A 26,599-nucleotide genomic window follows, 5' to 3' on the forward strand; every position below is an offset into this window, starting at 1 on the left:
CACCGATGCCACGAAGGCAGTTCCGTATTCAGATGTGCTTCTGTTGATCTGGCCGTCATTTCTGTGACCGTCGTGAAACTGCCTGTGTGTCAGCAGTGGCTCAATCTCAGGTGTACCTCCCAGAACCTGATGCGGCAGCACATCACATCGTGACTGCTACGCACCGGGTTTGAGGTTTCAGCACGCTCGGCCATGCCGGAGAGCATCCGGTCAGCACCGAAAACCTTAGCTTCCAACTCTTCACGACTTGGCGGCGGGCAAACCACACCGCGATCCACATCAGAGATGGATCGCCCGACGAGGGGGAAGGAATCCTTCGTGACTCAAACCACTGACCTGCCGACAGGCGTGGATACCCAAGCCGCCGAAACGAACGGCGCACCAGCTTCCAAAAGTTCCGGACTTGCCGGACTGAAGCTCGCCCAACTGCAGGCTCTTGCCGGCCAGCTTGGCATTTCCGTGGGTTCCCGTATGCGCAAGGGTGACCTTGTAGCCGCAATTTCCGACCACCAGCGCGGCTCCGCAGTAGCGGACCGCCCCAAGGCGTCGTCCGCCCCGGCACAGGAAGACGCAGCGCCTGCCAAGGGCGCAACGCGCAACGCTTCCGCACAGAACGGTTCCGACGTTGCTGAGCAGGAGCAGGCATCGGAGCCTGCGGAGAAGCCTTCCCGCACCCGCAACCGCAATCGGCGTGCAGTCAGCGACGGTGTCGTGAAGACGGACCAGGCGGCTCAGGACAGTGCCCCGAACGATGAAGCTGCGGGTTCCGCCGCTGAGTCCGAAGGTGGCGCTGCGCAGGAAACCTCCGCACCTGAAGCCGAAACCGCTGACCGCGGCCGCCGAAGCCGCGACGGCCGTCGCGGCGGACGACGCGCTGACTCCGATGCGCAAACCGGTGCACAAGCCGTTGACGCTGAGGGCAGTCAGCAGGGCGACCAGCAGGACAGCGAGAGTGCGGAAAGCACCGACTCCCAGGGCGAAGGCCAGGGCGAGCGGCGCAATGACCGCCGCGACCGGAACCGTGAACGTAACGAACGGCGCTCCAACGACGATCGCCGCTCCGGCGACGACACCCGCGATAACCGTGGCGATCGTGACACCCGTGATAACCGTGGCGGCGACCGCGATACCCGTGGCGGCGACCGCGATAACCGTGGCGGCGACCGCGACAACCGTGGTGAGCGCGACGAAGGCAACAGCCGCAACCGGCGCAACCGTAACCGCAACAACCGCGAGGACGACCGCAACACCCGCTTCCGCGACCGCAACGAGCGCCGCCGGGGCCGTAACCAGAATCCCGACGTCGACGACGTCGAGGTGACCGATGACGACGTCCTGCTGCCCGTCGCGGGCATCCTGGATGTCCTGGAAAATTACGCGTTCGTGCGCACCTCCGGCTACCTGCCCGGTGCAAACGACGTCTACGTTTCGCTCGCACAGGTCAAGAAGTACGGACTGCGCAAGGGCGACGCCGTCGTCGGTGCCATCCGTGCGCCCCGCGAAGGCGAGAGCCAGGCCAGCACCCGCCAGAAATTCAATGCGCTGGTCCGTCTGACCTCCGTCAACGGGAAAACCCCGGAAGAGCTGAAGGACCGCGTTGACTTCGCGAAACTTGTTCCGCTCTACCCCTCCGAGCGTCTGCGCCTTGAGACCGAGCCCAAGAAGATCGGTCCCCGGGTCATTGACCTCGTGGCACCGATCGGCAAGGGCCAGCGCGGACTCATTGTTTCGCCTCCGAAGGCCGGCAAGACCCTCATCCTGCAGGCTATTGCGAACGCCATCACGGTGAACAACCCGGAAGTGCACCTCATGATGGTCCTCGTGGACGAACGTCCCGAGGAAGTTACCGACATGCAGCGAACCGTCAAGGGTGAGGTCATCGCCTCCACCTTCGACCGCCCCGCGGATGACCACACCACTGTCGCTGAACTCTCGATCGAACGCGCCAAGCGCCTCGTTGAAATGGGCATGGACGTCGTCGTACTCCTCGACTCGATGACCCGTCTCGGACGCGCCTACAACCTGGCAGCGCCGGCGTCAGGCCGCATTCTCTCGGGTGGTGTTGATTCAGCGGCCCTGTACCCGCCGAAGCGCTTCTTCGGAGCAGCGCGCAACATTGAGAACGGCGGCTCGCTGACCATTCTCGCTACGGCACTGGTTGAGACCGGCTCCAAGATGGACGAAGTGATCTTCGAAGAGTTCAAGGGCACCGGCAACATGGAACTGCGCCTGTCCCGCAACCTCGCGGACAAGCGCATCTTCCCGGCCGTCGATGTCAACGCGTCAGGCACGCGCCGCGAAGAGAACCTCCTCTCCGCGGACGAGGTCAAGATCATGTGGAAGCTCCGCAGGGTCCTCTCCGGTCTGGAGCAGCAGCAGGCACTTGAGCTGCTCACCAACAAGATCCGGGAGACCCAGTCGAACGTGGAGTTCCTCATGCAGGTCCAGAAGACCACGCTTGGAGCGAAGAGCGACAACGATTAGCTAAGGTACTCCGCCGCTTATATTGCCGGCCCCGCCCCTGCTGGTGGTAACCAGGCCCGAACGAGAGACGACGATGGCCCCGCCCTGAGCTTTGCGCAGGTTGGGAGTCGTCGAACGCTCGCAGGCCGGCAATATAAGCGGCTCCTCAGTTAACCCGCCTACCGAATGCAGGGATGCGCGGGAACGAATCGTCCTAATCTAGACTGGCTTGAAAGAGCCGAAAGAGGTTGTGTCTGCCATGTTTGAGTCCATTCAGGGCCTGCTTGACGAGCATGCTGATCTGCAGATTCGGCTGTCCGATCCAGCCGTACATGCTGACCAGTCACTGGCCCGAAAGCTTGGCCGACGCTACGCCGAACTGAGCGGAATCGTCGAAGCACACACGCGCTGGCAGGCACTTCAGGATGATCTCGAAGCTGCCCGTGAGATGGCCGACGACCCAGAGTTCGCTGCGGAAATCCCCGAACTTGAGGCGCAGCTCGCGATGGCGCAGGAACGCCTGCGTCGCCTACTCATCCCGCGTGACCCCAACGATGCACGGAACGTCATCATCGAGGTCAAGGGCGGTGAAGGCGGCGACGAAGCTGCACTGTTCGCCGGTGACCTCCTGCGCATGTACACCCGGTACGCCGAATCCCGCGGCTGGAAGACCGAGATCATCTCAGCAACGGAGTCTGATCTTGGCGGATACAAGGACGTCCAGATGGCTATCAAGGGTTCGTCCAATGATCCGGCTGAAGGCGTGTACGCGCGCCTCAAGTTTGAGGGCGGCGTCCACCGGGTGCAGCGCGTTCCGGTGACAGAGTCACAGGGGCGTATCCACACCTCCGCCGCCGGCGTGCTGGTGCTGCCCGAGGTCGATGAGCCCGAAGAGGTTGAGATCAGCCAGAACGACCTCAAGATTGACGTTTACCGTTCCTCCGGACCCGGCGGACAGTCTGTGAACACCACTGACTCGGCCGTTCGCATCACGCACCTTCCCACGGGCATCGTCGTCGCAATGCAGAACGAGAAGTCACAGCTGCAGAACCGTGAAGCAGCCATGCGCGTCCTGCGTTCCCGCATCCTTGCCGCAAAGCAGGAAGAGATCGACGCTGCGAATTCTGACATCCGCAAGTCCCAGGTGCGGACCATGGACCGTTCAGAGCGCATCCGCACCTACAATTTCCCGGAGAACCGCATCGCTGACCACCGCACCGGTTACAAGGCGTACAACCTTGACGCCGTCATGAATGGTGAACTTGAACCTGTAGTGCAGTCCGCCATTGAGCTGGACGAACAGACCAGGCTCGACGCCATTGGCGACGACGCGTAGGAGCGCACAGCACCATGGAATCGCTGGCCGATGCCCTGCGCGATGCTGCGTCGACGCTTGCGGAGGCAGGCGTGCCGAGCCCCAGGACCGACGCCGAGCTTCTTGCTGCACACCTGTTGGGGGAGAGCGTCGGCCGGGTCCGTGCGCTTGCCCTGATCGGTGCAGCTGCTCCGGAACGTTATAGCGAGCTCGTCGCGGAGCGGTCGCAGCGCGTGCCTCTGCAGCACATCACCGGCCTCGCGTACTTCCGCGGACTGGAACTGGCGGTGGGACCGGGCGTCTTCATTCCCCGTCCCGAGACGGAGACCGTTGCCCAGCTCGCCATCGATGCCGCGCGGCTCTTTCCCGGCGCCCGTGTGGCTGACCTTGGTACCGGTTCGGGTGCCATCGCTGGTTCGATCGCGCAGGAAGTGCCGGAAGCGGATGTCTTCGCCGTCGAATTGAGCGATCTTGCTTTCGCCTGGGCTGAACGCAATCTCGCGCCGCTGAATGTCACCCTGGTCAAGGGGGACTACGCGAAGGCGCTGGCAGAGAAGAACGAAACGTTCGACGTCGTCGTCTCCAATCCTCCGTACATTCCCACCGACGCTGTTCCTCGGGAGCCGGAAGTGGCCGAGCACGATCCCGAGATCGCTCTCTACGGAGGAAGCGCCGACGGACTGCGACTGCCGCTGGCTGCCGCAGCCTCTGCCGCACGCCTCCTCAAACCTGGGGGCTTCTTCGTGATGGAACACGCGGAGGTCCAGGCCGCAGCCCTGGCACGGATCCTCGGCATGGATCCGTCGTGGACGACCGTCCGCACGCACCAGGACCTCTCCGAGCGGGACCGCGCGACGTCGGCTGTTCGAACCGATGTGCCATGGCACGGCAGTAAATGAAAGGATGGCTCGCGTGAGTGACACGTTCGACTGTTCCGATCCGACCGAGCGCAGTGAGGGCATTGCGCGTGCGCAGCGCGCGCTCGCCGCAAAGCAGTGCGTGGTGATTCCTACTGACACGGTGTATGGGATCGCCGCCGACGCCTTCGCTCCGCAGGCTGTTGCTACGTTGCTGGCTTCCAAGGGCCGAGGACGCAGTATGCCGCCGCCCGTCCTCATCCCGCGCCTGCAGACGATGGACGGACTGGCGATCGATATCAGCCTTGAGGCGCGCCGGCTCGCGGAGGAATTCTGGCCCGGCGGGCTGACCCTCATCTGCCATGCCCAGCCCTCCCTGACCTGGGACCTCGGCGACACCTTCGGAACCGTGGCACTGCGCATGCCAAATGATCGCGTTGCCCTGGACCTGCTCATCCTGACAGGCCCGCTGGCGGTCTCCTCAGCCAACCGCACCGGACAGCCTGCAGCTGTTACTGCGGCAGAAGCGTACGAGCAGCTCGGAGACTCGGTCGAGGTGTACCTCGAGGACGGCCCACGTTCAGCCGACGCCGGCGCATCGACCATCGTGGACACCACCGGCGACCTGCCCATAGTGGTTCGTGAAGGCGTCATCTCCTTCGAGGAAATGCGCGCAGTGGTACCCGGGATTGTCCTGGGAACCCGGGACGATGATGCCGCTGCAACCAACGAGGATGCGGAGGGAGCGGCTGGGAGTACTTCGGACGAGAGCCCGGACGTTAACGGGGACCACGTCGATGTGCCGCGGCCTCCTCAAGTATCGAACTGACCCTATTCGGTCAGAGGCGGCATAGGGCGCCAATCCTTATCCTTCAGTAGAATCCGGGATGCCCTCCAGCCCCTCCAAAGCGCGCCCAGGCCTTTCAACGTACGCTCGACCGCCACGAGCCGGACGACTTCCTTCACCGCTGTGATTGCGGTTCCGAGCGCGAACCCCAGAGCGTTGTACTTGTTGTGCGCGCGCAAGTAGCAGGCGACGTAGCCGCGATTCCTCATCACGTAGAACCGACTCAAATCGCTCGAGTCGTTGAGGTGGCGTATTCCGAAGTCGATCTGCTTCTGGGGACGTATCTTACGGAGGGTGAATTCATTCACGTAGGCCACGGGGCGTTCGAGTGAGATGAGCCAGCCGTACACCGCGTCATCCCAGGTAATGAAGAAGCGGGGGTCGGGAAGACCGACACTTCGAACAGCGGCGGCGCTGACGACCATGCCTTCGAATACGCCGACGTTAGTGGCGAACGTGTCCTTTTCTTTGAAGACGTCACCAGGAACAGGGAGGAAAACTCCCAAAAACTCCTTGAAGCTGTGCTGCCAGAAGAAGGGTTCACCATTGCAGTCATACCGTCGCCCGATGACGCAGCTATATTCGCCAAGCCACGGCAGAAGCGCACCGATCGCCCCTGGCAAAACTTCCACGTCGTCATCCATCAGCCACAACCACTGCGCACCTTCATCCAGCGCCCGCTTCACCCCGGCTGAAAACCCTCCCGCACCGCCACGATTCTCCGCGAGTCGTTCTTCGATCAACGGGAAGGGATAGGAAGCAGCCGCCTCTGCTAAGACCGTCGCCGTATTGTCCGTGCTCGCGTTGTTCACCACGATCACCTTGTCCGGAGCCGGGATTGCCTCGGCGATGGACGAGAGTAATCGGCGGAGATACCCTGCGCGGTTGAAGGTCGTGATGACGATCTGGAAGCTCATGCTCCCTTCCTCCGAGCTCAATGATCCTGCTTCTCGGGGGGACCGAAGGACTGGCCGCGCAACCCGGCGGCATAGGTCCTCGCCCACTTGATTAACCCCTGCATGTCCCGTGTACGCCAGAAATAAACGGGGTAACCCGTCAGGTCGGCGACGAGGGACTTCAACCGCCGATACTTCCGGGTCAGCTGCCCCCGGTTGCGGTAGAAGTAGAACTGCTTGAACGCCGTTTCCGGTACCAGGATGTGCATCCGGTCGCCGAGAATATACTTCACCTCACTCCAGCCCGGCGGGTGCGTAACCGCTACCGTCGTGAGAGTGCCAAAGGGCACTTTTGCCGCACGGAGACGCAGCATGAAATCCACTTCGTCTCCGCGAATGAACAGCCGGAGGTCAGGCAAACCAACCCTGAAAAATACTTCTGACCGGATTAACGCTCCGTTGAAGAAGGACGCGATGTCGGGGATGAAGGACATGGGTTCGACTTCGGCGCGGTCATGAATCAGGTGCCCCCCCAGCCTCATCGGGAAGGACAACTTCTGGGGTTCATCCGGGGCCACAATCAGCGGGCTGATCACGTCCAGGGCCCGTTCATTGGCAGCGCTCAGGAGAGTGGCGAGAGCTTCCGCGTCCTCCGGGTGGGCGTCATCATCCATGATCCACACCCAGTCAGCACCTGATGCAAGTGCGGTGAGGATAGCAAGCGAAAACCCGCCGGCGCCGCCAAGATTCGTCTCCGACCGCACATATGTGACAGGTGCGGCGCTGGAGGAGGCAATGTCTCCGACCGCTTCCGACCCTGAGTCGACCAACACAACCGAAGTTGGTAGGTGGCTCTGGACTGCGAGTGAATCGAGCAGAATCTTCACTTCATCGGGGCGGTTGTATGTTACGGCCGCCACCGCCACCTTATTCTGCAAAAAATCCTCGCTATCTGGGGCATGATCCGGTCGATCACAAGACAGGTCCACCCTATTACAAGGACCTGGCGGCCAGACATCGCGCAACGCAAATCGCCGGACGAAATGCCCTCTTGCGGGGTACGACTCATCCCCAGTGGCACAATGGACGCATGCGAGTGTTCAGTGGCCGAGGCGCCAGCGCCACGGCCGGAATGACCCGCGAGCGGCTGATGGCCTGTGATGAGAGCGTGGTTTTCAGCTAGATGACGATCTATCTGCTCATGCTGGGCTTGGCTGCCCTCATTTCCTATTTCAGCACCTGGGGAGCGCGCAGGATCGCGCAAAGATTCAGGGTCTACGCTCCGATCCGCTCCAGGGACATCCACTCAGACCTTGTGCCCCGGTTAGGTGGTTTGGGAATCTTTGCGGGGTTCGCCGTAACCCTGCTGGTTGCGTCGCAGACCTACTTTGTGAAGGAAATATTCAAGGACACCATCGCGCCGTGGGGGATTCTTGCCGGCGCCGTCGTGATCATGGTCGTCGGCGTGATCGATGACATCTTCGACGCCCGGTGGTGGGTCAAGTTACTGGGCCAAATCGTCGGAGCCACCATCGTTGCCGCATGGGGCGTCCGGATGTCCGTCCTGCCCTTCATTCCCGGTCCTCTCCCCATCGAATCCCGTGTGGTTCAGGTGCTCCTGACCGTCTTCCTCATCGTCGTCACCATGAACGCCATCAACTTCATTGACGGACTTGACGGTTTGGCCGCAGGCGTCGCCGTCATAGCCGGCATAGCATTCTTCCTGTGTTCGTACTGGGTGCGACGGAATGCCCTTCTTCCTGACTATTCGGACCTGGCAACGCTCCTGATGGCTCTGATGGTAGGAGCCTGTCTCGGGTTTCTTCCGCACAATCTCCATCCGGCGAAGATCTTCATGGGTGACTCCGGATCGATGCTCATCGGCCTGCTGATGGCTTCCGCAGGCATGGCAGCGACCGGTCAGATATTCTCCGGACTTTACGACCGAGCCAACGGTTTACCGACAGTTATGCCCATCATCCTGCCCATTGCGATCCTGGTGGTGCCAATGTTGGATCTTGGTCTGGCAGTCATCAGGAGAACCGCAGCAAAGCGAACTCCGTGGTCGGCGGACAGGGGACACCTTCACCACAAGCTGATCGACCTCGGCTACTCACACCGCCACGCGGTGTCCATGATGTATCTGTGGACCTTCGTGCTGGCTTTCGGCGGGATTGCCTTCGCGTTCCTGCCCTGGCAGCTGGTGATAGTGATCGACATCGTGGCAGTCCTGCTCCTGGCCACGTTTACAGCGCTTCCCTATTTCCGTGATCGAAAGGTTCATGGATAAGTAGAGTTCTACGTGTTGTAGAATCTTCAGGTCGGGTGGTGCTATCTGCACAGACCTCCCCAGATTGAACGGAACCCCATGAAGACACCACGTGCCCGGCGCGCAAGCGCATCGGGGCCCACGGGTTCCTTGTGGCTGCGCATACTTGTCCGGTGCGTCGCTGTGACGGGCGCCGCGCTCGTTATCGCGGTAGCCGTCGCATACCTGATGCGCGGGGGGAGTGCAGCGACCAGCGCCGCCTTCGGCTACCTCGTCGTAACACTCTTCTTTGCGGTCAGCCTGCTTATCGGACACTTTGTCGGACGCTCGAATCCAAGCGGGGCTCTCGGCGTCTTTATGGTCACCTACGCCGTCAAAGTGGTCGGCTTCGCAGTCGTCCTCTTCTTTATCGGTGCACCGCAGTGGCTCGACCGCGAGTGGTTCTTCGGATCCGCAGTGGGCGCCGTGGTCCTGTGGCAGCTCGTCGAGGTAGCCGTTTTCGCGCGGGCACGCCATCAGCTGTACAACGACTACGACGGCGGTCCCATCTCCGGAGGGCAGGCGGTGAATGGACATGCATAAGGGTCAGCCGGATGCAGGGGGAGATCCGCGTAACGAACGCCCCGACGCCGATGCCCGCGGGCGATACGGCGAAGCCGGTTACAACGCCGGGCTGGCCGTTTTCAGCTACATCATTGGCGGGATCCTGGTCTGGAGTTTGATAGGGTTGGCTCTGGACAATCTCCTGGGAACGCGTTTACTCGTGCTCGCAGGGGGCCTCTTGGGTGCCGTGGGTGGTTTCTACCTTTCCTACAAGCACAACCTCACTCGTTCCAACCCTTCCGCCTCCGGTTCTTCGCCGGAACGCAAGAACGGTCCGGAGGAAGGTCCCCAGAGTGACGTCAAATAACTTCATGCGTCGGAGCAGTAACTCTGTGCCCGATTTAACCACGCCCAACGATGGACACTGCAGAGAGGAAACGCGTTGATCGCGCTTGCGCTCCCCGCTCAAACCACCACTGAAGAGGGCTTTGTCCCACCCACGATCGAAGAAGCGCATCCGCCGAATATTCTTCCGTGGAACACTGAGTACGGCGTTTGGTTCACACCTGGCTTCGGCAAGCAGATGCTGCTCGTCATCCTGTCAGTCGTCCTCATCGGCGCGTTCTTCTACGTTGCATCGCGCCGAGGCCAGCTGGTACCCGGGAAAATGCAGTTCGTCGGCGAGGCCGCCTACGGGTTCGTCCGTAACTCCATCGGCAAGGACATCATCGGTGGCCGTGACTTCCTGAAGTACGTGCCATGGCTCTTCACCGCCTTCTTCTTCATCCTGGTGAACAACATCTTCGGTGCCGTGCCGTTGCTGCAGATTCCGAGCTTCTCCCACCCGGGCAGTGCCTACGCGATCGCGGCGATCTTCTACATCCTCTGGATCGCGGTCGGCGTGAAGAAGCACGGTCTTCGCTACTTCAAACTTGCCGTCGTGCCGTCGGGAGTGCCGTGGTACATCATGCCGCTGGTCATCCCGATCGAAATCATTTCGAACTTCCTGGTCCGCCCGGTGACGCACTCGCTCCGTTTGTTCGCCACCATGCTGGCCGGTCACCTCATCGTGATGCTGGCAGGCAGCGCAATCGAGTTCATGGCGCTGTCCGGGAACATCCTGCTGCAGGGAACCGGTCTTCTGGTTCTCGGCGGAGCGGTTGCGATGTACATGCTTGAGGCTTTGATCATGGTCCTGCAGGCGTACGTTTTCACCCTGCTGGCCGCGATCTACATCGAGGGCGCGCTCCATGCGGACGCCCACTAATAAGTAACAAAGTCTTCCCCGCTGGGGATGATCCCAACCAACCTGCCGCTTAGCACGGCATCTTGAAAGGAATAAAATGGAAGGCAATCTGAACCTCGTAGGTTACGGTCTCTCCGCAATCGGCGGTGGTATCGGTGTGGGCCTCGTGTTCGCCGCGTACATCAACGGTGTTGCTCGTCAGCCCGAAGCGCAGCGCGTACTGCAGCCGATCGCATTCCTGGGTCTGGCACTGACCGAAGCCCTCGCCATCCTCGGTCTGGTCTTCGCCTTCGTTCTCTAGAAGAGTCGCTGGTCAACCAAACAGACTAGTTGTAGAAAGACGGGTGAAACATGGATAGCGCAGTCATACTTGCAGCTGAAAGTCCCCTCGCACCGAACCTGTGGGAATTACTGGTTACGGTCGCAGGCTTCGCTGTACTGATGTACATCGTTATCAAGTTCGTCATGCCGGCGTTTGAGAAGACGTTTGCAGAGCGGACTGAAGCCATTGAGGGCGGTATCGCGAAGGCGGAGGCCGCTCAGGCTGAGGCCAACGCGGCCCGCGAGGAGTACAAGCAGCAACTCCTGGATGCTCGCACCGAGGCCAATCGCATTCGCGAGGAAGCACGTGCTGAGGGCGCCCAGATCCTGGCGGAGCTCAAGGCCAAGGCTGTTGATGAGGCCAACCGCATCTCCGCACAGGCTGCGACGCAGATCGAGGCCGACCGCCAGGCAGCTGTTGTTTCGCTGCGGGCTGAGGTCGGAACCCTTGCCACTGAGTTGGCCAGCCGGATCGTCGGCGAGTCCCTGGCCGATGACGCACGTTCAGCCCGCGTCGTCGATCGTTTCCTCGCTGACCTGGAAGCGCAGTCCGCTACCCAGAGCGCAGGTGCAGCCAAGTAATGGCAGGCGTATCAAGCCAGTCCCTCACGGCGGCACGACTCGAGCTCGAACCCCGCCTTAGCTCAGCAACGCTGACGTTGGCGGAGGAACTTTTCGGCGTGCTTGACGCACTCGATACGAATGCGGGACTTCGCCGTGCCCTGACAGATCCGAACCGCGACGGCGAGCACAAGGTTGCTCTTGTGACTCGGTTGTTCGCCGGCCGCATCTCACCGGAAGCCGGGGAGATCGTCCGAGACCTCGTTGCCCGTCGCTGGGCCAAGCCCCGCGACCTCGGCGATGCACTGGAAGCACTTGCTGCGACCGTAGCTATCGCCGTGGCGGAGAACAGGGGACAGGGGATCCAGGGGCTCGAGGGGCTGGAGAACGATCTCTTCTCCTTCCTGCGCGTCGTTGAATCGGACCACGATCTGCAGCGGGCTTTGTCTGAGCCGCAGGCAGCAGGGTCTGCCAAGGTGGCCCTTGCACTGAAGCTCGTTCCCGAGGCCGGGGATGAAGCTCGGCTCCTGATCCGCCAGGCGGTTCTCTCGCCACGCGGATTCCGGCCTTCCGCCCTGGTGGAACGCTTCATTGAGCTTGTAGCCCTGCGCCAGGAACGGTGGATTGCGCACGTCAGCGTCTCCCGTCCGCTGTCGGATACGCAATATGCACGTCTTGAGGCTGGGCTGAACGCACTCTATGGTCGGGATCTCAAGATGAATGTGACCGTGGACCCACGGCTTGTGGGCGGCGTTCGCGTAAAGGTGGGGGACGAAGTGGTGGATGCCACGGCGGTAACCCGCCTGTCTGACCTCCGCCGGAAGATGGCTGTCTAGCTGCCGGCCAACGCTGAAGCTCGCGGGCTTCGACACAGACGAATACAACACCGGTCGCCGCTCACCGCGGTGATCACAACACAGGAGAGCAGGGACTGCAGATGGCCGAATTGACCATCAACGCCGACGACGTCCGTAATGCGTTGAACGAGTTCGCGGCGTCCTACGAACCCGGAAACGCGGAGCGGGTCGAAGTTGGCCGCGTAACAACCGCAAGTGACGGCATCGCCAGGGTAGAGGGTCTTCCCTCTGTCATGGCGAACGAACTGCTGCGCTTTGAAGACGGCACGCTGGGCCTCGCCCAGAACCTCGACACCCGCGAAATCGGCGTCGTTGTCCTCGGTGACTACACCGGTATCGAGGAAGGCCAGGAAGTGCACCGGACCGGAGAGATTCTCTCCGTTCCCGTCGGTGACGCATTCCTCGGCCGCGTGGTGGACCCACTGGGACAGCCCATCGACGATCTCGGTGAGATCAAGGCGGAGGCGCGTCGCGCTCTCGAGCTCCAGGCTCCGGGCGTAACGCAGCGTAAGTCGGTACACGAGCCGATGCAAACTGGCTTGAAGGCTATCGACGCGATGATTCCGATCGGTCGCGGCCAGCGCCAGCTCATCATCGGTGACCGTCAGACCGGCAAGACCGCCATCGCCGTCGACACGATCATCAACCAGAGGGCCAACTGGGAGTCCGGTGACGTACAGAAGCAGGTTCGCTGCATCTACGTCGCCATCGGGCAGAAGGCGTCGACGATCGCTGCCGTCCGCCAGACCCTTGAAGACAAGGGCGCTCTGGAGTACACCACGATCGTGGCCTCTCCTGCGTCTGATCCCGCCGGCTTTAAGTACCTCGCGCCTTACGCAGGTTCGGCTATCGGCCAGCACTGGATGTACGGCGGCAAGCACGTCCTCATCATCTTCGATGACCTCTCCAAGCAGGCTGAGGCGTACCGGGCCGTGTCACTGCTGCTGCGCCGCCCGCCGGGACGCGAAGCTTACCCCGGTGACGTGTTCTACCTGCACTCCCGTCTGCTGGAGCGTTGCGCCAAGCTTTCCGACGAGCTGGGTGCCGGATCGATGACCGGTCTCCCGCTCATCGAGACCAAGGCGAACGACGTCTCGGCTTACATCCCGACCAACGTCATCTCGATCACCGACGGACAGATCTTCCTTCAGTCCGACCTGTTCAACGCGAACCAGCGACCCGCTGTTGACGTTGGTGTGTCGGTGTCCCGCGTAGGCGGTGCCGCACAGGTGAAGGCGATGAAGAAGGTTTCGGGTACGTTGAAACTCGATCTCGCCCAGTACCGCGACATGCAGGCTTTCGCCATGTTCGCTTCGGACCTGGACGCGGCCTCGCGCCAGCAGCTGACCCGTGGCGCACGCCTCATGGAGTTGCTGAAGCAGGGTCAGTATGCACCCTTCCCGGTGGAGGAGCAGGTCGTTTCGATCTGGGCCGGCACCAACGGGTACCTGGATGACGTTCCGGTTGAGGACATCCGCAAGTTCGAGTCCCAGTTCCTTGAGCACCTGCGTCACAAGTCCGCCGTGCTGAACACGCTGGCACAGACCAACCAGCTCGAAGACTCCACCGTGGACGAGCTGAAGTCTCATATCACGGACTTCAAGCAGGGCTTCTTCGGTGAGGGCCATGACGGTCTTGTCGCAGGGCACGAGGAATACAGCCCGCTCGATGAGAGTGCTGTAGACCAGGAAAAGATCGTCAAGCAGAAGCGCTAACGGTGCGGGCGTTCGCGCACTGAGCGCGAACGCCCGATGCCAGAGCCGTAGTGCCTTCGAAGGGACTACGAAGGAAAGGACAAGTATGGGAGCCCAGATCCGGGTCTACCGCCAGAAGATCGTGTCGACGACGTCGATGCGGAAGATCTTCAAGGCGATGGAACTGATCGCCACCTCTCGCATTGGCAAGGCACGCGCCCGTGTGTCGTCGTCACTGCCCTATGCCAACGCAATTACACGTGCAGTCTCCGCTGTGGCGTCGCAGTCCGAGATCGATCACCCGCTGACCACCGAGCCGGAGCAGATTCGGCGCGCGGCAGTGCTCATCATGACGGCGGACAGAGGCCTGGCAGGCTCCTACTCTGCCACCGTGCTGAAGCAGGCTGAATCCCTCATCGAGCTTTTGCGCGAAGAGGGCAAGGAAGTCAAGACCTATCTGGTCGGACGTAAGGCCCAGGCGTATTTCGATTTCCGCCGCAGGTCCTACGAGCAGGTGTGGACCGGCGGCACAGATGCGCCGGAGTTCGACACCGCCCGCGAGGTCGGTCGGGTGCTACTGGAGCAGTTTGGAACGGACTTCGAAGACGGTGGCGTGGACGAGATCCACGTTGTCTACACCCGTTTCCGTTCGATGGTTACCCAGGAACCGACGGTTGTCCGACTCCTGCCACTGGAGGTCGTGGAAGAGGAAGCCGCCAGCGAGTCGGACTTCCTTCCGCTGTACGAGTATGAGCCCGAACCCGAGAGAGTTCTCGATGCACTGCTTCCGCGGTACATCGAGTCACGGATCTTCGCAGCTCTGCTTCAGGCAGCCGCGAGTGAGTTGGCGGCACGCCAGCGCGCCATGAAGTCCGCGGGCGACAATGCCACCGAACTGATCAAAAAGTACACGCGCCTTCGCAACACCGCCCGCCAGGCGGAGATCACGCAGGAGCTTTCGGAGATCGTGGCGGGTGCAGACGCACTGAGCGCGTCCTGACCGCAGGCCTCCGCGGATCCCTATGGGATCCCAACCGCACTATTATTAGCACCACGCCATCTACCGAATGAAGTGAGAGAGATGACTGCCCAGACTGTTGAGAACAGTACGGACTCAGTTGCCCCCGGCGCGACCGGCCGCATTGCCCGTGTCATCGGCCCGGTTGTCGACGTCGAGTTCCCGGCTGACGCCATTCCCGCCATCTACAATGCGCTGACCACCGAGGTGACCCTCAACGGCCAGACACACACCATCACCTTCGAGACCTCGCAGCACCTGGGCGACAACCTGGTGCGCGCGATCTCCCTGCAGGCAACTGACGGCCTTGTCCGTGGCACCATCGTGCAGGACACGGGTGCTGCTATTTCGGTTCCCGTCGGTGACGGCGTCAAGGGCCACATCTTCAACGTTCTGGGCAAGCCCCTTGACGTGGAAGAATCCCAGCTCCAGATCACCGAGCGCTGGCCGATCCACCGCAAGGCTCCGTCCTTTGCGTCCCTCGAGGGTTCAACGGAGATGCTCGAGACGGGTATCAAGAGCATCGACCTTCTGACGCCCTACATCAAGGGTGGAAAGATTGGACTCTTCGGTGGTGCCGGCGTCGGCAAGACGGTTCTGATCCAGGAAATGATCACCCGTGTGGCACGTAACTTCGGTGGTACCTCGGTATTCGCCGGCGTTGGCGAGCGCACGCGTGAAGGAAACGACCTCTGGGTCGAAATGGAAGAGGCAGGCGTCCTCAAGGACACCGCGCTGGTCTTCGGCCAGATGGATGAGCCGCCGGGAACGCGTCTTCGTGTTGCGCTTTCGGCACTGACCATGGCGGAGTACTTCCGCGATGTGCAGAAGCAGGACGTGTTGCTCTTCATCGACAACATCTTCCGCTTCACGCAGGCGGGCTCCGAGGTTTCGACCCTGCTTGGCCGCATGCCTTCCGCAGTGGGCTACCAGCCCAATCTTGCCGATGAGATGGGCCTCCTCCAGGAGCGCATCACCTCCACCAAGGGTCACTCGATCACCTCGATGCAGGCCATCTACGTGCCGGCGGACGACTACACCGACCCCGCTCCGGCCACCACCTTCGCGCACCTCGACGCGACCACGGAACTCTCGCGTGAGATCGCTTCGCGTGGTCTGTACCCGGCTATTGATCCGCTGACCTCGACCTCGCGTATCCTTGATCCTCAGTACATCGGTCACGATCACTACAACACTGCCGTCCGCGTGAAGCAGATCCTGCAGAAGAACAAGGAACTCCAGGACATCATCGCCATCCTCGGCGTTGACGAGCTCTCCGAAGAAGACAAGATTGTCGTCTCGCGTGCACGCCGCATCCAGCAGTTCCTGTCGCAGAACACCTACACTGCCAAGCAGTTCACCGGCGTTGAGGGTTCGACCGTCAGCATCAAGGACACCATCGAGGGCTTCAACGCCATCTGCAACGGCGATCTGGACCACATCGCGGAGCAGGCGTTCTTCAACATCGGCGGCCTCGATGACGTCGAGCGTCAGTGGGCGCGGATCCAAGAGCAGAGCGGAAAGTAATCCCCGATGGCCGAGCTTGAGGTTGAAATCGTCGCGGCGGATCACTTCGTGTGGTCCGGCGCGGCGACCATGGTCAAAGCCCGCACCGCCGACGGTGAGATTGGAATCCTTCCCGGACATTCGCCGGTGCTGGCAATCCTCGCAGAAGGTGAACTTGCTATTCAGCCGGTTTCCGGCGAGCGTCTCACGGTGGGTGTTGACGGCGGATTCTTCTCCGTCGACAGCAACCGCGTGGTGATTGTTGCCGACAACGCCAGGATTGGCGGTTCAGTGACCGCAGACGCGAAGTAGCAGTTGGCTTGATGGACGGAATCGGTATCACGTTCATCACGCTCGGGGTGCTTTTTGCCTTGCTGGTGCTAATGATTGGCGCCTTCTGCCTCCGCCAGTATCAGCTGCGGACAGCGCTGGGAACCTTCGACGCCTCCATCCGTCTCCCCTCCAAGGGGTGGCGGATGGGGGTTTGTCGCTATACGGACAAGCATCTGGAATGGTTACGGCTGGTTTCGCTCAGCCCACGGCCGCGGCACCGGTATCTGCGCAGCTCTCTCGAACTGAAGGGCTGGCGTCAGCCCACGGAGGTGGAGAAGGCACAGATCCAACCCGGGGCAATAGTGGTCATGTTGAGCTATGAAGGCGCTGACGTGCTCCTCGCGATGAAGTTTGACGTCTACGCTGGGTTATCCTCCTGGCTTGAAGCAGGTCCGGTGGTTGGCATCGGCACCTGGCGCTAGCTGCCTAGGCGTTCTGCGAACTACAGGCGCGGTCCAATGAACTACAGGCGCAGTCCAATTAACTAGTCAGGGCCCCCACACAAGTGGGGGCCCTGACTGTTTCCGTAAGGACGAGTTACAGCGCAGTGACACCGGTAGCCTGCGGGCCCTTGGCGCCCTGGCCGATCTCGAACTGCACGCGCTGGTTCTCATCAAGGGTCCGGAATCCGCCGGTCTGGATTTCGGAGTAGTGAACAAAAACGTCGCCCTCGGAGTCGTCCGGCGTGATGAAGCCGAAGCCCTTCTCAGCGTTGAACCACTTCACGGTTCCCTGTGCCATTTGTATTTCTCCTCATAATGGAACATATTTCCAATCGGCACCCTGCGTGCCGACCGCGAGTTACTTCGCGTGAATTCCACCGAGTAAAGGAATGACCTTGTACCTACGCGAAACTTCACGCTCGCAACCTGTCTTGCGAGCATGAAAACCACGTACACAAAGACTGAAATAAGCATCACATAGGCGTATGGGCTGGTCAACGGACAATCCGCCGATTAAACCGATTGTTAAGGGGAAACTCGAATATCCGGACGGTCAGGACTGCGGTAACCGGTTCAAACCGGTCATGTAGCGCATACCGTCCGCGGTGTTGGTGTTAGAAGAGGCGCGAATCGACGTCGTCGACGCCCCGCATGGCGTCATAGTCCAGGGTGAGGCAGTCGATGCCCCGGTCCTGGGCTAGTACCCGCGCCTGGGGCTTGATCTGCTGGGCAGCAAAGACTCCCTTGACCGGCGCCATGAGCGGATCCCGGTTGAGCAACTCCAGGTACCGGGTCAATTGCTCGACGCCGTCAATGTCGCCGCGGCGTTTCAGCTCGATGGCAACTGTCCGTCCCTGCCCGTCCCGCGCCAGAATGTCCACCGGACCTATGGCGGTCATGTACTCACGGCGGATAAGCGAATAACCGTCGCCGAGGAGGGTAATTTGCTCCGCGAGGAGTCTCTGCAGATCGGCTTCCACCCCATCCTTGACCAGCCCGGGGTCCACACCAAGATCGTGCGAACTTTCGTGGAGCAGCTCGTGGATGCTGATCACGAGGCGGTCATCACTCTTGGCATGCTGCACATTCCAGGTTTCGGTCACGCCCAATCCGGCGTCCTCGGCCGCGGGTTCGAGGATCCTCAGGCTGGCCGGCGGACTCATCCAGTTCAGCGGCTTGTATGAACCACCGTCGGAATGAACCAGAACCGACCCATCGGCTTTCACCATGAGCAGTCGGGTCGCCAACGGAAGGTGGGCACGGAGGCGTCCGATGTAATCAACGGAGCAGCGGGCAATCACTAAACGCACCCTTGGCACTTTACCGGGCCGCTGGCAGTTTCCTGTTCACGGAGCCTTCAGTGCAGACTGGATTCATGCCCCGATCCAACCGGCCGCGAAAGCCCCGCGGCCAGCCGCGCCCGAAGTGGTCCGAGGCGCCGGAACTGGATCTTGAACGCGCCCGCGCGGGCATCCCGACCAGGGAATCCGCCGCCGACGGTGTCTGGTCCGTCCGGCGAATCACTGAGCGGAACGCTGCCAAGCACTACCTGTGCCCGGGCTGCCACCGCGACATTCCGCCGGGCCTTGCCCACCTGGTGGCATGGCAGGAGGATTCACTGTTTGGTGCGGAAACCGCGCTGGCAGACCGACGCCACTGGCATCTAACGTGCTGGCGGACCCGCCGCTCCGGTTAGCCTGCTGACACGAACTGCGGGCCGATCCCCACCGGGGTCCCACCTGCAAATTTTCAGTAGACTGAGTCAAATGAGCAGCTCAGAGCCCGCGTATCAGTTCTCCGAAAGCTCCGAACCCACCGAGATCAGGGCGGGGACAGTGTTGCCCGCCTCCCGCCGCAACATTGAATTGACGACGGCGGACGGCAAGACGCTGGTGGGCGAGTTCGCCGCACCCGAGGGCAAGACGCCGGCAGCGACGCTCGTGACGCTGCATCCGCTTCCCACTGCGGGAGGATTCATGGACTCCCATGTCTACCGTAAGGCCTCCTTCCGGCTCCCGGCGTTGGCGGATATTGCGGTTCTTCGCTTCAACACCCGCGGCACCGAATCCCCGCGCGGTTGCAGCGACGGCGAGTTCGACGGCGGCGGCCTGGAACAGCACGACCTCGAAGCATCTGTGCAGTGGGTCGTCAACGAAGGGCTGACCAACGTATGGCTGGTCGGCTGGAGCTTCGGCACGGAGCTATGCCTGAAGTATGGAGCGAGGGAGCCTGTCGCGGAGCTCATCGAGGGCGCCATCCTGCTTTCACCTCCGCTGCACCGCGCCGAGGATCCTGACCTTGACTCCTGGGCAGAGTCAGAGCTTCCGCTGCATGTCCTGGTCCCTGAGCATGATGACTATCTCCAGCCGGAGGAAGCCGCCAAGCGGTTCGCCAGAGTGCCGCAGGCGCGCGTCGTCGGCGTCGACGGCGCCAAGCACCTGTGGGTGGGGGAGAAGTACGTAAGCCGCGTGCTTGATGAGATTGCCGGCGTCGTACTCGGAAAGGCTGTTAGCCTGCCTACCGAATGGGAAGGTCCGACGGCGCGCGCTGACTAGCGTGCTGTCCTCCCTCGAATTGCCGCTACTGGTTGTCCTGGCGGGCGATGAAGACCTCTTTGAGGAGCAGCATCGCACCGGCCGCCAGCGGAATGGCGATGAGTGCCCCAAGCACGCCCAGCAGGCTTCCGCCCGCGATGACCGCGATGACGGCCACCGCACCCGGCACCGCCACAGCCTTCTGCATGATGCGCGGAGAGATGAAGTAGGCCTCCACCTGCAGGTAGGCGACGTACATCACTGCGAAGAGCGCCGCGGTCTGCCACCCGACGGTGAGAGCCACAAGGCTCACGACGACGGCGGCAATCATGGCGCCGACCAACGGTATGAATGCGAGCATCGCCACAATGAATGCGAGGAGGACCGAGAACGGCACATCCGCGATCGTCATGAAAATGAACGCGAAGCTTGCATTCAGCAGGGCGACACACGCCTGCCCGATCACGTAGTTGCCGACGCTGCTCGTGATCTCCTCGGCGAGCCGCTCCACGCGCGCCCGGCGCGAGCGCGGGGCAAGGCGGTAGGCCCACTTCTTCATCGCCGGCAGTGAGGCAAGGAAGTACAGCGTAAGCACCAGGATCACCAGGACGCCGAAAACGCTGTTGAGGATGACCGTACCGACCCCCACGACGCCGCCGAAGATGCCGCCGACCGCCTCGGAATCGGCGAAGAACCGATTTACTTCCTCTGTCACCCGTTCGCGCAACTCGAACTGCTGATCGACGCTCTGGAAGAAGTCGGAAGCAAGAAATTCCCGCGCGTAGCCCGGAGCCCGTTCAACGAGCTGGGCCGTCTGCGAGACGATCGTCGGGATAAGGACCGCGAAGAAAGCCACGATGATGCCCACAAGCATCGTCAGTGCCAGGGTGATGCCGGCTGGGCGGGGAAAACGCCGGTTTTCAAGCCAGCGCACGATCGGGTCCAGCCCAAGGGCAATGAACAGTGCCGCGCCGATCCAGACGAGGAGATGGCCGACGTTGGTGATCATGAAATATGCGAGCAGCGCCAGCCCTGCACCGACGCTGGCCATGAAACCGAAGTGGATGGGGTGCTGGCGCATCGACCGCGGCTGCGGGCCGCCGAACTTCAGCCGGGGGTCCCTGATTGTGACCGACTCGTCCACGGGAATGTCATCGCTGACTTCAGGCGGGAACTCGAACCGCGGCCGGGGTTGCGCGACCGGCATCAGGTGCCGCAGGCGCGCCATGGCGATGCCCAGTGCCCGGCGGCGTGCCTCAACACGCGGAACAGTTTCTTCCGCGTCAGGCGCCTCCGGCGGCTCCGTCACTGACGACGCCGGGCGAGGCAGAGGCTCGCTGATCGGCACGTCTTCGTGTTCACTCACGTATGGTCCGCTTTCGTTCGCGTATCGGCACGGGCAGAACCCTTGTATGACTAGCGAAACAGTAACAGGACCGCAAGGCTCTTCGTGGCAAACGCAGGCCTCCATCCGGGCCTTGGATGGGGGAGCCTCCCCTGGGGACCGATGCCGGTGCCCGGCAGGTACTGCCAACACATTTCGTTACCATGGGTCTAGTCCTTTTTGCCCGGTGGTCCGGGCTTCACCCAACTCAACGTTAGGTCTTCGCGTGCGCTTTCCTCTTGCTGTTCCCGTCATGGCGATCGGCGCGCTGCTGGTATTGCTGGGTATCGGCCAGCTCACCTGGTGGGCGCCGTCGGAAACGGTGACGGTCGCGGTCCCGGCTGATGCACGCAGCGGACCCGTCACAGTCATTGACGCCGGTGCCAGGGACACCGAGACCGAGGACGTTGACATTACGGTGGAATCCGAGGGCACCTTCACTCTCGCTGTCGGCAGGGCATCCGACGTCGACGCCTGGGTGGCAGACGCGGCTCACCTGACGGTGACCGGTGTGGGAGAAGACGAGTTGCTGACCGAATTCGCGGAAGGTGAGGAGACGGTTCCCAATCCGAGCGGCGCGGACCTCTGGACGAGCGAGGAAACCGCGGACGGCACGTTGACCCACCGCTGGCTGGACCCGGGCGAGGGGGAGTGGTCCATCCTCATCGCCGGCGACGGCAAATCTCCTGCTCCCACCGCAATATCGATCACCAGCGCCAACGACACAGCGACGCCGTGGGCGGTTCCGCTGATCATCCTGGGCGCGCTGCTGCTGGTCCTCGGTATTGCCCTTGCCTTCATGATGCCGGGCAGACCCCGTCGTGAACCGGCCACTGTCGGTTCCCGCGCCTACGCCCGGCAGCAGAACCGTCACGGCGGTTCGGGAGCCGCTTTCACTGCTCATCCCGTTCGCCCATGGGCAGCGATTGGACTGGCGGGCGCGCTCGGGATCTCCGGAACTGCTGTAGGCCACGCATCCCAGACCGAGTCGGCCCAGCCGAGTGAGCCGGCTGCCACAGAATCCGCCGCCCCTTCAGAATCCGCGGCGCCTGACGCCGAGGCGGCTCAGCAGCACCCGGTGATCCTGGAAAGCCAGCTCGACCGCATTCTTGCTTCCGTCGCCACTACGGTCACCGAAGCCGATGCCGCCGCTGACGCCACCCTCCTTGAGCCGCGCGTTGCCGGCTCGGCCGCCGCCCTGCGGAGTGCCAATTATTCAGTTCGTGCCCAGGCTGACGATGTACCCGCACCCACCCCGGTTGTCGCCGATCCGGTGCTCACGACGATGATCCCGGCTGGGAACGAATGGCCGCGCACCGTCGTCGCGCTGACGCAGGGTGAGGCGAACCCGGTGCCGCAGGCGCTAGTGCTCGTGCAGGAGGACCCCCGTTCCAATTACCGGCTAACCTCCTCCATCCAGATGCTGCCCGGCACAACCTTCCCCACAGCGGGATCACCGGACGGGCTTCAGGAGGTTCCAGTCGACGGCGGTGAGGACCTCGTAGCTTCCCCGGAGGATGCAGTTGCGGCCATTGCCGACTACCTGACCAGGCCGGACGGCAGAAACAAGGCGACATTCGAGCCGAACTCCTTCGCGGATGCGATCACCTCGTTCCAGTCCGACGTGGTGGCTGATGCCGGAAATGATTCGGCCGAAATCACGTTCACCCATAAGCCCGTTGCTGATCACACGAGGGCAATCTCGACCGGTGACGGGGGAGCGATGGTGTTCGGATATCTCGACCACACGTACAGCAGCGTGCCGGAGGGACCCGGTGACTCAATCGCCCTTGAGGATACGGTCTATGAGGCGCTCACGGGCGAAGAGTCCACGGAGGACGGCATCGACGTCCGTTACGGGGAGGCAGTCATGATGTATGTTCCAGCCGAAGGCAGCGGGACGAAAATCACCGTCATCGGTGCTGCGCAGCAGTTGCTTTCCGCCAAATTACGATGACGCCCGAAGATCCTTGACGGGATCTGTCTTGCCCACGGGTATTGCCCCAGTAATAAGGTGAAAGCATGACCACTCCGAATATCCCCGGCGGCTCCGCGCCGTCGTCAATGAACCTGCGCGGCGCCGTCGACCTGTCGGCACTGAAAGCCCGGGCGCAGTCCAGCAATGCGCCGGGCAGCACCCCGGGCGCACCGGGCCCCGGAGGCCCCGCCAACGGCGGTGCAGCGGAAAGCGGCAGCGCCTATATCGTCGACGTCACCGAGCAGGTTTTCCCGCAGCTGGTGCAGCTGTCCGCCCAGGTGCCCGTGATCGTTGCGCTCGGGGCTTCCTGGAGCGAACAGTCGTCGCAGGTTCTCTCGGTCCTTGAGACGATCGCAGTGGAACAGGCCGGCCGGATCCTGCTCGCCCGGGTTGATTTCGATACGCAGCCCGGGATCGCGCAGGCCTTCCAGGCGCAGGGCGTTCCCACCGTGGTCGGCATCCTGAAGGGTCAGCCCGTACCGCTGTTCGAGGGTATGCTCGCGGAACCCCAGATCAGGACCTACGTCGATGAGCTCCTGAAGGTCGCGCAGGCGAACGGTGTGAGCGGTTCGTTGAATGACGCGCCGGCCGGCGATGCCGCGGGCGCGGGCGAACCGGCTGAAGAGCCCCTTCCGCCGCTGCACCAGGAGGCGTTCGACGCCATCGAGGCAGGCGACTATGCCGCAGCTGCCGCTGCCTACCGGAAGGCGCTCGCGGAACAGCCGGCTGACGCCGACGCGAAGGCAGGGCTGGCGCAGGTACAGCTGATGCAGCGGCTGCAGGACGCGGACGCCGTCGCCCTGCGCACCGCGGCGGCAGAAGCTCCTGACTCTGTACAGGCCCAGCTGGCCGTAGCCGACCTGGACTTGGCGGGTGGGCATGTCGAGGACGCCTTCGCGAGACTGACCACCTTCGTTGCCCGGTCCGCTGGAGAGGACCGGGAAGCGGCACGTGTCCGTCTCCTGGAGCTGTTCGACATCATCGGTCCCACTGACCCGCGGGTGAACAAGGCGCGCAGCGCGTTGGCACGGGCGCTGTTCTAGTCACTATCGATACCGGTGCGTTGCGGGTTTTCGTCCTTTCGGATGACGAATGCGGCCGGCGCCGTTGTTAGCGTTGACGCATGACCTCCCCGTCGTTCCCCTCGTTGCCGCCTGCCCCGGAACCGCATGAGCAACCGGTCAACCCCCAGGCGGCCGGCCGGCCCGCACTGGCGCTGCGCGGGTTGGCGAAACGCTTCGGCGACAAGGTCGCGGTCAACGGCATCGACCTCGATGTTCCGGCCGGGTCGTTCTACGGGCTGGTCGGGCCGAATGGTGCGGGCAAGACCACAACGCTCTCCATGGCCACGGGACTGTTGCGCCCGGACTATGGCGGGGCGTGGGTGCATGGCCTCGATGTGTGGCATAACCCGCTCGAGGCCAAACGGCTGATGGGAATACTGCCGGATGGTGTCCGGCTCTTCGACCGGTTGACCGGAGAACAGCTGGTAACCTACGCCGGCCTGCTTCGCGGAATGGACCGGGACGAGGTCGCGACAAGGGTGGCGGACCTGTTGCGGGCACTGGACCTGGCGGATGACGCCGGAACCCTCGTGGTCGACTACTCCGCCGGCATGACGAAGAAGATCGCCCTGGCTTCCGCACTCGTTCACGCACCCCGCCTTCTGGTGCTGGATGAGCCGTTCGAGTCGGTCGATCCGGTCTCGGCGGCCAACATCCGCGACATCCTCGCCACCTATGTACGCTCCGGCGGGACCGTGATCGTTTCAAGCCATGTCATGGATCTGGTCCAGCGTATGTGCGACCACGTCGCCGTCATCGCCGCAGGAACCGTGCTGGCCGCAGGCACGGTTGACGCAGTGCGTGGTGACGCGAGTCTCGAAGACCGGTTCGTTGAACTTGTCGGGGGCCGGAACACCGCGGAGGGGTTGTCGTGGTTGCGCACCTCCTGAGGCTCAAACTGCTGCTTCTGCGCAATTCGCTGCGCCGCAGCACCTGGCAACTCGTCGGAGTCATCCTTGGGGGTTTGTACGGCCTGGGCCTGCTGGGACTGATAGTGGCTGGCCTGATAGGTCTCGGCGCCCTGGACCCCGGACTGATCCGGACCGTTGTGGTGCTGGGCGGATCTGCTGCTGTGCTTGGCTGGCTGGTCATCCCTCTCGTTGCCTCGGGCGTCGACATGACGCTGGATCCTGCCCGGTTTGTCACGTTCGCCGTACCGATGCGCCAACTTATGACCGGACTCGCTCTCGGCGGTGTTATCGGTATCCCGGGTGTCGTTACGCTGATCGCGTTCCTGACCCTGACCCTGACCTGGATCCGCTATCCCGCTGCTGCGGTTGCAGCGATCATCTGCGCGGTGTGCATTGTCCTGCTGTGCATCGTGGGCTCCCGTCTGATTACGACGGCGGGTACGGCGCTCGCCTCATCGCGACGGTTCAAGGACCTCAGCTCGACGATCGCAATCATCCCTCTTATCCTTCTCGGTCCGATATTTGGGGGGATCACCGCAGGGTTCCAGAACTCACCCCAGTTCGCGGGGGAACTGACGAATGTCCTGGCGTGGACGCCCCTCGGTGTGTTCGTTGCCATCCCTGCGGACCTCGCCGCGGGTGAAGCGCTTACTGCTCTGGCACGTTTTGCTATTGGTGTGGGCACCATCGCTGGATTGGTCTACCTCTGGTACAAGAGCCTCAGGCATGCACTGGTCACACCCCCGTACAACGCGGTGACCCGTAAGGGCGCGGGCCGGCTTCGCTTCTTCGCACGTTTTCCAGCAACGCCTACGGGTGCGGTCGCCGCACGCGCCCTTACCTACTGGATGCGTGACCCGCGGTATGCCGCATCAATTATTGTGGTGCCGCTGCTGCCGATTCTGCTCTGGTTCATCAGCGGCGGGTCCGGTGACCTGTTCCTGCTGAACTATCTCGGCCCGATCACGGCTTTCCTGCTTGCCTGGTCCATCTCGGCGGACATCTCCTATGACAACACCGCGTTCTGGCTTCACCTCTCGGCAGGGGTGAGCGGCACGGCAGATCGCGCGGGCAGAACAATCGCCCTGATGGTGTTCGCAGTGCCCGTGGTGCTGGTTTTCACCATCGTCCCGCTCTGGATGAGCGGCTCGCTGGCGGATCTCCCCATGATGCTCGGGCTGAGTCTTGGCGCGCTCCTGAGCGGGGCAGGGTTTTCAAGTGTCCTCTCCGCGCGCTACACCTACAACGTTCCGCTTCCCGGCGAGAGTCCGTTCAAGACACCGCCCGGAACGGGGTTTTCGATGCTCGCCATCCAGTTCCTCGGCTGGGTAGTTCTGCTGGTGCTCCTGCTGCCCGAGATTGCGCTGGCAATTGCGTACCTTCTTACTGGGACCGCCATGTTCGGCTGGCTGACGCTCCTGGCGGGGTTGGTGTTCGGTAGCGCGGTCCTCATCGGCGGTATTCGCCTTGGCGGTGCCTGGTATGACAAGCGCGGGCCCGAACTGCTGCAGGCGGTCAGCGTCAATAAGTGAGGCCCCTGACCGGTATGCAGCATCAGC

The 26,599-nt window shown here is 62.4% G+C and carries 27 protein-coding genes; 22 read left to right on the forward strand and 5 right to left on the reverse strand.

All coding sequences use genetic code 11. From position 1 onward, the window contains the following. Positions 1 to 318 precede the first annotated feature (318 nt). The 4 genes from rho (at position 319) to AC5RTB_RS12150 (ending at position 5,464) form a co-directional block, all read left to right on the forward strand. Positions 319 to 2,484 (forward strand): transcription termination factor Rho, encoded by a 2,166-nt coding sequence (gene rho / locus AC5RTB_RS12135; RefSeq protein WP_494061325.1) that lies wholly within the window; start codon positions 319 to 321, stop codon positions 2,482 to 2,484. A gap of 238 nt (positions 2,485 to 2,722) precedes the next feature. After that, positions 2,723 to 3,799, forward strand: coding sequence for a peptide chain release factor 1 (gene prfA, locus AC5RTB_RS12140; protein ID WP_494061326.1), 1,077 nt, complete (start codon positions 2,723 to 2,725; stop codon positions 3,797 to 3,799). A gap of 14 nt (positions 3,800 to 3,813) precedes the next feature. After that, on the forward strand, positions 3,814 to 4,677 hold the full coding sequence (gene prmC / locus AC5RTB_RS12145) for a peptide chain release factor N(5)-glutamine methyltransferase (protein WP_494061327.1): 864 nt from the start codon (positions 3,814 to 3,816) through the stop codon (positions 4,675 to 4,677). A 13-nt stretch (positions 4,678 to 4,690) separates the two neighbouring features. Then, positions 4,691 to 5,464 carry an L-threonylcarbamoyladenylate synthase gene (locus tag AC5RTB_RS12150; RefSeq protein WP_494061328.1) on the forward strand — a complete coding sequence of 258 codons (774 nt, stop codon included), beginning with the start codon at positions 4,691 to 4,693 and terminating at the stop codon, positions 5,462 to 5,464. A 2-nt stretch (positions 5,465 to 5,466) separates the two neighbouring features. On the opposite strand, the gene AC5RTB_RS12155 is transcribed toward AC5RTB_RS12150, so the two are convergent. Next, a complete protein-coding gene (locus AC5RTB_RS12155; RefSeq protein ID WP_494061329.1) occupies positions 5,467 to 6,399 on the reverse strand; it encodes a glycosyltransferase in 933 nt (310 codons plus the stop codon). A 17-nt stretch (positions 6,400 to 6,416) separates the two neighbouring features. Next, positions 6,417 to 7,298 (reverse strand): glycosyltransferase, encoded by an 882-nt coding sequence (locus AC5RTB_RS12160; RefSeq protein ID WP_494061330.1) that lies wholly within the window; start codon positions 7,296 to 7,298, stop codon positions 6,417 to 6,419. Positions 7,299 to 7,561: 263 nt separating this feature from the next. Here AC5RTB_RS12160 and AC5RTB_RS12165 point away from each other — a divergent pair, with 263 nt between their 5' ends. The 12 genes from AC5RTB_RS12165 (at position 7,562) to AC5RTB_RS12220 (ending at position 17,148) form a co-directional block, all read left to right on the forward strand. Beyond that, positions 7,562 to 8,668: an MraY family glycosyltransferase gene (locus tag AC5RTB_RS12165; RefSeq protein WP_494061331.1), complete on the forward strand. Its 1,107-nt coding sequence runs from the start codon at positions 7,562 to 7,564 to the stop codon at positions 8,666 to 8,668. A 78-nt stretch (positions 8,669 to 8,746) separates the two neighbouring features. Next, positions 8,747 to 9,229 (forward strand): Cg1360 family ATP-synthase-associated protein, encoded by a 483-nt coding sequence (locus AC5RTB_RS12170; RefSeq protein ID WP_494061332.1) that lies wholly within the window; start codon positions 8,747 to 8,749, stop codon positions 9,227 to 9,229. Continuing rightward, positions 9,216 to 9,557 (forward strand): hypothetical protein, encoded by a 342-nt coding sequence (locus AC5RTB_RS12175; RefSeq protein ID WP_494061333.1) that lies wholly within the window; start codon positions 9,216 to 9,218, stop codon positions 9,555 to 9,557. Before AC5RTB_RS12170 ends, AC5RTB_RS12175 begins: the two co-directional genes overlap by 14 nt. Before the next feature lie 75 nt (positions 9,558 to 9,632). Beyond that, a complete protein-coding gene (gene atpB, locus AC5RTB_RS12180) occupies positions 9,633 to 10,457 on the forward strand; it encodes a F0F1 ATP synthase subunit A (protein ID WP_494061334.1) in 825 nt (274 codons plus the stop codon). Positions 10,458 to 10,533: 76 nt separating this feature from the next. Then, a complete protein-coding gene (atpE, locus tag AC5RTB_RS12185; protein ID WP_009356484.1) occupies positions 10,534 to 10,737 on the forward strand; it encodes an ATP synthase F0 subunit C in 204 nt (67 codons plus the stop codon). A 50-nt stretch (positions 10,738 to 10,787) separates the two neighbouring features. Further along, the gene (locus AC5RTB_RS12190; RefSeq protein ID WP_494061335.1) at positions 10,788 to 11,339 is read left to right on the forward strand and encodes a F0F1 ATP synthase subunit B; all 552 of its coding nucleotides are present in this window, start codon (positions 10,788 to 10,790) and stop codon (positions 11,337 to 11,339) included. Beyond that, on the forward strand, positions 11,339 to 12,154 hold the full coding sequence (locus tag AC5RTB_RS12195) for a F0F1 ATP synthase subunit delta (RefSeq protein WP_494061336.1): 816 nt from the start codon (positions 11,339 to 11,341) through the stop codon (positions 12,152 to 12,154). The genes AC5RTB_RS12190 and AC5RTB_RS12195 overlap by 1 nt, the downstream gene beginning before the upstream one ends. Positions 12,155 to 12,255: 101 nt before the next feature. Further along, positions 12,256 to 13,890: a F0F1 ATP synthase subunit alpha gene (gene atpA / locus AC5RTB_RS12200; protein WP_494061337.1), complete on the forward strand. Its 1,635-nt coding sequence runs from the start codon at positions 12,256 to 12,258 to the stop codon at positions 13,888 to 13,890. A gap of 85 nt (positions 13,891 to 13,975) precedes the next feature. Beyond that, positions 13,976 to 14,869: a F0F1 ATP synthase subunit gamma gene (locus AC5RTB_RS12205; RefSeq protein ID WP_494061338.1), complete on the forward strand. Its 894-nt coding sequence runs from the start codon at positions 13,976 to 13,978 to the stop codon at positions 14,867 to 14,869. Positions 14,870 to 14,950: 81 nt separating this feature from the next. After that, positions 14,951 to 16,414, forward strand: a complete 1,464-nt coding sequence (atpD, locus tag AC5RTB_RS12210; protein WP_494061339.1) for a F0F1 ATP synthase subunit beta — start codon at positions 14,951 to 14,953, stop codon at positions 16,412 to 16,414. 6 nt (positions 16,415 to 16,420) lie between these two features. Then, on the forward strand, positions 16,421 to 16,705 hold the full coding sequence (locus AC5RTB_RS12215) for a F0F1 ATP synthase subunit epsilon (protein ID WP_204531162.1): 285 nt from the start codon (positions 16,421 to 16,423) through the stop codon (positions 16,703 to 16,705). 11 nt (positions 16,706 to 16,716) lie between these two features. Continuing rightward, entirely contained in the window at positions 16,717 to 17,148 is a 432-nt protein-coding gene (locus tag AC5RTB_RS12220; RefSeq protein WP_494061340.1) for a DUF2550 domain-containing protein, read from the forward strand. Positions 17,149 to 17,263: 115 nt separating this feature from the next. Here AC5RTB_RS12220 and AC5RTB_RS12225 read toward each other — a convergent pair whose 3' ends face one another. Both AC5RTB_RS12225 and nucS read right to left on the reverse strand, forming a co-directional pair. Further along, positions 17,264 to 17,467, reverse strand: coding sequence for a cold-shock protein (locus AC5RTB_RS12225; RefSeq protein WP_026545871.1), 204 nt, complete (start codon positions 17,465 to 17,467; stop codon positions 17,264 to 17,266). A gap of 316 nt (positions 17,468 to 17,783) precedes the next feature. Next, the gene (nucS, locus tag AC5RTB_RS12230) at positions 17,784 to 18,479 is read right to left on the reverse strand and encodes an endonuclease NucS (RefSeq protein ID WP_494061341.1); all 696 of its coding nucleotides are present in this window, start codon (positions 18,477 to 18,479) and stop codon (positions 17,784 to 17,786) included. A gap of 65 nt (positions 18,480 to 18,544) precedes the next feature. Here nucS and AC5RTB_RS12235 point away from each other — a divergent pair, with 65 nt between their 5' ends. Beyond that, positions 18,545 to 18,865 carry an Rv1322 family protein gene (locus AC5RTB_RS12235; RefSeq protein ID WP_494061342.1) on the forward strand — a complete coding sequence of 107 codons (321 nt, stop codon included), beginning with the start codon at positions 18,545 to 18,547 and terminating at the stop codon, positions 18,863 to 18,865. 70 nt (positions 18,866 to 18,935) lie between these two features. Next, positions 18,936 to 19,724, forward strand: a complete 789-nt coding sequence (locus AC5RTB_RS12240) for an alpha/beta hydrolase (protein ID WP_494061343.1) — start codon at positions 18,936 to 18,938, stop codon at positions 19,722 to 19,724. A gap of 25 nt (positions 19,725 to 19,749) precedes the next feature. Here AC5RTB_RS12240 and AC5RTB_RS12245 read toward each other — a convergent pair whose 3' ends face one another. Next, a complete protein-coding gene (locus AC5RTB_RS12245) occupies positions 19,750 to 21,069 on the reverse strand; it encodes an AI-2E family transporter (RefSeq protein ID WP_494061344.1) in 1,320 nt (439 codons plus the stop codon). Positions 21,070 to 21,313: 244 nt separating this feature from the next. On the opposite strand from AC5RTB_RS12245, the gene AC5RTB_RS12250 reads away from it, so the two are divergent. From AC5RTB_RS12250 to AC5RTB_RS12265, 4 genes are all read left to right on the forward strand, one after another. Then, complete coding sequence (locus AC5RTB_RS12250) at positions 21,314 to 23,044, forward strand: DUF8094 domain-containing protein (RefSeq protein WP_494061345.1); 1,731 nt, start codon at positions 21,314 to 21,316, stop codon at positions 23,042 to 23,044. Positions 23,045 to 23,109: 65 nt separating this feature from the next. Then, complete coding sequence (locus tag AC5RTB_RS12255) at positions 23,110 to 24,108, forward strand: co-chaperone YbbN (RefSeq protein ID WP_494061346.1); 999 nt, start codon at positions 23,110 to 23,112, stop codon at positions 24,106 to 24,108. Positions 24,109 to 24,188: 80 nt separating this feature from the next. Beyond that, positions 24,189 to 25,019 (forward strand): ABC transporter ATP-binding protein, encoded by an 831-nt coding sequence (locus tag AC5RTB_RS12260; protein ID WP_494061347.1) that lies wholly within the window; start codon positions 24,189 to 24,191, stop codon positions 25,017 to 25,019. After that, a complete protein-coding gene (locus tag AC5RTB_RS12265; protein ID WP_494061348.1) occupies positions 25,001 to 26,572 on the forward strand; it encodes an ABC transporter permease family protein in 1,572 nt (523 codons plus the stop codon). Before AC5RTB_RS12260 ends, AC5RTB_RS12265 begins: the two co-directional genes overlap by 19 nt. The last annotated feature ends 27 nt before the right edge of the window (positions 26,573 to 26,599 follow it).

It is taken from the genome of Arthrobacter sp. M71 S08 (assembly GCF_059089725.1).

What these genes read in the sequence shown, in the direction of transcription:
- prfA (WP_494061326.1), top strand. Translation starts at nt 2,723, where the DNA reads ATGTTTGAGTCCATTCAGGGCCTGCTTGACGAGCATGCTGATCTGCAG.
- prmC (WP_494061327.1), top strand. Translation starts at nt 3,814, where the DNA reads ATGGAATCGCTGGCCGATGCCCTGCGCGATGCTGCGTCGACGCTTGCG.
- AC5RTB_RS12155 (WP_494061329.1), bottom strand. Translation starts at nt 6,399, where the DNA reads ATGAGCTTCCAGATCGTCATCACGACCTTCAACCGCGCAGGGTATCTC.
- AC5RTB_RS12165 (WP_494061331.1), top strand. Translation starts at nt 7,562, where the DNA reads ATGACGATCTATCTGCTCATGCTGGGCTTGGCTGCCCTCATTTCCTAT.
- AC5RTB_RS12170 (WP_494061332.1), top strand. Translation starts at nt 8,747, where the DNA reads ATGAAGACACCACGTGCCCGGCGCGCAAGCGCATCGGGGCCCACGGGT.
- AC5RTB_RS12175 (WP_494061333.1), top strand. Translation starts at nt 9,216, where the DNA reads ATGGACATGCATAAGGGTCAGCCGGATGCAGGGGGAGATCCGCGTAAC.
- atpE (WP_009356484.1), top strand. Translation starts at nt 10,534, where the DNA reads ATGGAAGGCAATCTGAACCTCGTAGGTTACGGTCTCTCCGCAATCGGC.
- AC5RTB_RS12190 (WP_494061335.1), top strand. Translation starts at nt 10,788, where the DNA reads ATGGATAGCGCAGTCATACTTGCAGCTGAAAGTCCCCTCGCACCGAAC.
- AC5RTB_RS12195 (WP_494061336.1), top strand. Translation starts at nt 11,339, where the DNA reads ATGGCAGGCGTATCAAGCCAGTCCCTCACGGCGGCACGACTCGAGCTC.
- atpA (WP_494061337.1), top strand. Translation starts at nt 12,256, where the DNA reads ATGGCCGAATTGACCATCAACGCCGACGACGTCCGTAATGCGTTGAAC.
- AC5RTB_RS12205 (WP_494061338.1), top strand. Translation starts at nt 13,976, where the DNA reads ATGGGAGCCCAGATCCGGGTCTACCGCCAGAAGATCGTGTCGACGACG.
- atpD (WP_494061339.1), top strand. Translation starts at nt 14,951, where the DNA reads ATGACTGCCCAGACTGTTGAGAACAGTACGGACTCAGTTGCCCCCGGC.
- AC5RTB_RS12215 (WP_204531162.1), top strand. Translation starts at nt 16,421, where the DNA reads ATGGCCGAGCTTGAGGTTGAAATCGTCGCGGCGGATCACTTCGTGTGG.
- AC5RTB_RS12220 (WP_494061340.1), top strand. Translation starts at nt 16,717, where the DNA reads ATGGACGGAATCGGTATCACGTTCATCACGCTCGGGGTGCTTTTTGCC.
- AC5RTB_RS12225 (WP_026545871.1), bottom strand. Translation starts at nt 17,467, where the DNA reads ATGGCACAGGGAACCGTGAAGTGGTTCAACGCTGAGAAGGGCTTCGGC.
- AC5RTB_RS12235 (WP_494061342.1), top strand. Translation starts at nt 18,545, where the DNA reads ATGCCCCGATCCAACCGGCCGCGAAAGCCCCGCGGCCAGCCGCGCCCG.
- AC5RTB_RS12240 (WP_494061343.1), top strand. Translation starts at nt 18,936, where the DNA reads ATGAGCAGCTCAGAGCCCGCGTATCAGTTCTCCGAAAGCTCCGAACCC.
- AC5RTB_RS12255 (WP_494061346.1), top strand. Translation starts at nt 23,110, where the DNA reads ATGACCACTCCGAATATCCCCGGCGGCTCCGCGCCGTCGTCAATGAAC.
- AC5RTB_RS12260 (WP_494061347.1), top strand. Translation starts at nt 24,189, where the DNA reads ATGACCTCCCCGTCGTTCCCCTCGTTGCCGCCTGCCCCGGAACCGCAT.